Annotated in this window: 6 protein-coding genes and 1 pseudogene; 5 read left to right on the top strand and 2 right to left on the bottom strand. The window is 57.6% G+C overall.

Annotated elements, in window-relative coordinates:
- The 5 genes and pseudogenes from Q0349_RS03595 to Q0349_RS03575 form a co-directional block, all read left to right on the top strand.
- Positions 1-336: hypothetical protein (locus Q0349_RS03595; RefSeq protein ID WP_298079509.1), on the top strand; the 336-nt coding region annotated here is incomplete at its 5' end.
- Between the two features lie 43 nt (positions 337-379).
- Positions 380-733: pseudogene (locus Q0349_RS14050) on the top strand (RNA ligase family protein); the annotation flags it as partial.
- A gap of 46 nt (positions 734-779) precedes the next feature.
- Positions 780-1187, top strand: coding sequence for a hypothetical protein (locus Q0349_RS03585; RefSeq protein WP_298079507.1), 408 nt, complete (start codon positions 780-782; stop codon positions 1185-1187).
- Positions 1184-1549 carry a hypothetical protein gene (locus Q0349_RS03580; RefSeq protein ID WP_298079506.1) on the top strand — a complete coding sequence of 122 codons (366 nt, stop codon included), beginning with the start codon at positions 1184-1186 and terminating at the stop codon, positions 1547-1549. Before Q0349_RS03585 ends, Q0349_RS03580 begins: the two co-directional genes overlap by 4 nt.
- 10 nt (positions 1550-1559) lie before the next feature.
- Positions 1560-2699, top strand: a complete 1140-nt coding sequence (locus Q0349_RS03575; RefSeq protein WP_366916264.1) for an AAA family ATPase — start codon at positions 1560-1562, stop codon at positions 2697-2699.
- Here the strand turns inward: Q0349_RS03575 and Q0349_RS03570 are convergent.
- Together Q0349_RS03570 and Q0349_RS03565 are read right to left on the bottom strand one after the other, a co-directional pair.
- Positions 2683-3066, bottom strand: coding sequence for an MAPEG family protein (locus tag Q0349_RS03570; RefSeq protein WP_298079504.1), 384 nt, complete (start codon positions 3064-3066; stop codon positions 2683-2685). The two genes, Q0349_RS03575 and Q0349_RS03570, sit on opposite strands and share 17 nt — an antisense overlap.
- A gap of 255 nt (positions 3067-3321) precedes the next feature.
- The coding region (locus Q0349_RS03565; protein ID WP_298079503.1) for a hypothetical protein at positions 3322-3645 on the bottom strand (324 nt) is incomplete at its 5' end.

The raw sequence follows: 3645 nt of genomic DNA, 5'->3' as shown, positions 1-3645 counted from the left end.
ACCCCCGCCGGAACGGACGAAACCGCCGCCGCGCCGCCACCCCCGGCGACAGAAACCGCCCTGGCGCGCGGCAAACGCTCCCCGAACAAAGCCCAAACCAAGGAACCCCGCATGGCACTCAGCAAACTCCTCTTTGGCGGTGGTAGCAACCGCCGCACCCCCGTCCTCGAATGGCAAAAACTCAAAAGCCGCAACAACAAATACACCCCGGAACTCTACCGCACCGCCGTCCCCGGCGGCTGGCTCATCAGCCAAAGCTTAACCGGCGGTCTCGTCTTCCTGCCCGACCCCGACCACGACTGGGACGGCGACTCCCTCCCCACCAACGACGAATAACCCCAAAACCCGCGACTACCGCGGGTTTTCACCATTCCGCCCCATGACCACCAGCAAATACAGCCGCAGCCTGCACGCGCACATCAGCCTCGGCACCACCTCCGACGACCGCTTCATGCCCGCCGGCTACCTTGCCGCTTTCGCCGCCAAAGACGCGCTGGTACTCACCGAAAAACTCGACGGGCAGAACAACTGCCTGAGCCGCCACGGCGTCTTTGCCCGCTCGCACGCAGCGCCATCGCAACACCCGTGGGACAAACCGCTGATAGAGCGCTGGCAGCGCATCAAGGGCGACCTCGACGACCTCGAAATCTTCGGCGAGAACCTCTACGGCATCCACTCTATCGCCTATAGCCGCCTCGAATCTTACTACTACCTCTTCGCCGTGCGGCAAAACGGACGCTGGCTCGGCTGGGACGAAGTGAAGTTCTACGCCGCCCTGTTTGACTTCCCCCACCGTGCCCGAACTGCCGATAACCCGCCCGCTACGCGACAACTACCGCGCGGGCGGCGACGAAAACCGCCAGCTCGCCGACTGGCTCGCTGCCAACCTCGGCATGGACTGGCTGGAATACGTCGAAACCGCAGGGGCGCTCGGCGGCTACGACCCGCAGACGGGCGCGTCCTGCTGCGAAGGCCTCGTCATCCGCAACCGCGACGGCTTCCTCACCAACAACGGCGACCTGCCAGTACAGCCGAACGAATTTGACAACCTGTTCAAACTGGTACGCGCCAAACACGTCAAAACCGACGTGCATTGGACAAAAACCTGGCAACCGGCAACGCTCATCGATTACGACAAATACGGCTGGCACGGTTATCAATTCATGCACGGCGCAGGAAAAAAATGAGTAAACTTCTAAAAACAGAAATCTATACAGAAGTGGGCAAATTTCTCGACTGTTTTATTGCGGAAAGACAGCCGGAATTGCGTGAGACCTATAACATTTCGGATGAAATGCGGGAAGAAATACACGAAAGCATTGACTGGATAGAGGACAAAAGCGAATTACAGCTTTTCCCGCCTGCCTGTTTGGAAAAAGCGCGGAACAGCAAATACTATCTGGATGTGGATATTGGCAACGATGGTACTTTTTATATCGTTGAATGCGATATATGGATACAGGGGAAACCGGGCGACATTATTCTTGTTGCCCGTTACCATCTGAATCATTACCACCCCAAATTTGAGTTTCAATATTTCAGCGTATAGAACGACAATGATGTGGACATTCCCCCATTACACCCCCGGCACCGTCCCCGACTGGGCGGCGCTCACCGCCCGCTTTGACTGGCTCGCCGACATGGCCGCCGTGCCGCAAGACCCCGAATGGCACGGCGAAGGCGACGTGCTGACGCACACAAAAATGGTTGCCGCCGCTCTCACCGCCCTGCCCGAATATCAGGCGCTGGACGTGCAGGCGCAGCACATCCTCTTTGCCGCCGCCCTCTTGCACGACGTGGAAAAACGCAGCACTACCACCACGGAAGAACGCGACGGCAAAATGCGCATTGTCTCGCCGCGCCACGCGAAAAAAGGCGAATACAGCGCGCGACAAATCCTCTACCGCGACCTTGCCGCGCCCTTTGCCGTGCGCGAAGCCGTCGCCAAACTGGTGCGCTGGCACGGCCTGCCGCTGTGGGCAATCGAAAAAACGCATCCGGCGCACGCCGCCATCGCCACCAGCCTGCAAGTGAACACCGCCTGGCTCGCCCTGCTCGCCAAAGCCGACGTGCTTGGCCGCATTTGCCCTGATACCGCCGACTTGCTCGACAAAATCGCGCTGTTCCAGGCGCTGTGCGAAGAAAACCGCTGCTGGGGCGCGCCCTTCACCTTCGCCAGCCACCACGCGCGCTACCACTATTTGAACCACCCGGAAAGCACGCCGGATTACCAGCCCTACGACGATTTCCGTTGCGATGTTTACCTGATGAGCGCCCTGCCCGGCAGCGGCAAAAACACCTACATCGCCCGCCACTACCGCGATTTGCCGGTGCTATCGCTCGATGACATTCGCCGCGCCAACCACATTGAGCCGACCGACAAAAAAAGCAATGGCCGCGTCATCCAGCTCGCCAAAGAACAGGCGCGCATCCACCTGCGCGCGGGCGAGAGCTTCGTCTTTAACGCCACCAACCTGACGCGCGAGCTGCGCGGCAAATGGACGCAGCTATTCGCCGACTACCGCGCCCGCATCCACATCACCTACCTCGAAGTGCCGTGGCCGCAACTCTTGCAGCAAAACAAACAGCGCGCCCACGCCGTGCCGGAAGACGTCATCCGTCACCTGCTCGGCAAACTGGAGCTGCCGGGCTACGACGAAGCGCACGAAGTGGCATATGTGATTACGCCGCCGCAATAAAGAGCGCGACGATACAAAGCAAATTGACGCCGAAAAAAGATGAGCGCCAGGTGGGGCGGTCGCTGATATAGCAATAGATAAAGGCGATACGGCTCAAGATAAAAAGTGCTGCCCAAAAATTTATGACCGCCTGCGATGTGCCGCCACTGATATGGGCAATAATGATTGCGGCGGCAAACGGCGGAAAAATCTCATAACTGTTTTGCTGAGCCGCATTCGCCCGCTGCGCCTTGCCAGTGGCACGGGCGAGCAAATCGCGCGGATTGTGATTGTCGGCGGCGGTAAAACCAGCGAGGCGCTTGGCATAAGTCGCACAAAACAGCGGCAGAAAAATGGCGATAAAAACGCACCAATAAGCGAAAGTCATACAAATACTCCTAAATAAAAAGACCCATTCACACAAGCCGCCGTATCTGGCGACATTTTATGTATATGAAGAAAGCGGCAATGCCGCGATACAAAAATACCGTATTCCGCCACTACAAGCCAACCGCGAAACTACGGATGCCGCATTGCAACGCGACAATCAAGCCGTTACACTCACGCCACGGGAAGCGCTGCTGGCGCGTTGTGGGTTCCCTCCTTTTTCCACGACGTAGCAGGCAGTGGCTTCCCTCTTTTGTTATGCGTCCTGAAAACAAACGGCCAAAGCCATTCCGTAAATACAAAATCTGAAATGACTATGGTAATGGGATGGATTGAAACGCGCCAAAGTGGCTGTGGGCATTACGCGCTTGGCACCGCAAGCATCGAGGCGCTGGAACGCGAGCATGACGAACGCAAACGCAGCAATGAAATCCTGCACAAGACAGTAGCTTTTTTGCCCAGGCGGAACGCGACCGCAAATAACAGAATTTATGCAGGAAAATAAGGCATTAGGCGCTGTTTGCCATTCGGCGGATAAGCCCCTCTCTCTTGCTTCGCAAGCAATGCTTGTCGCTGCGCG

This window comes from uncultured Cardiobacterium sp. (assembly GCF_938028185.1).
GTDB lineage: Bacteria > Pseudomonadota > Gammaproteobacteria > Cardiobacteriales > Cardiobacteriaceae > Cardiobacterium.
This window is presented reverse-complemented; position numbering and strand designations above follow the sequence as displayed.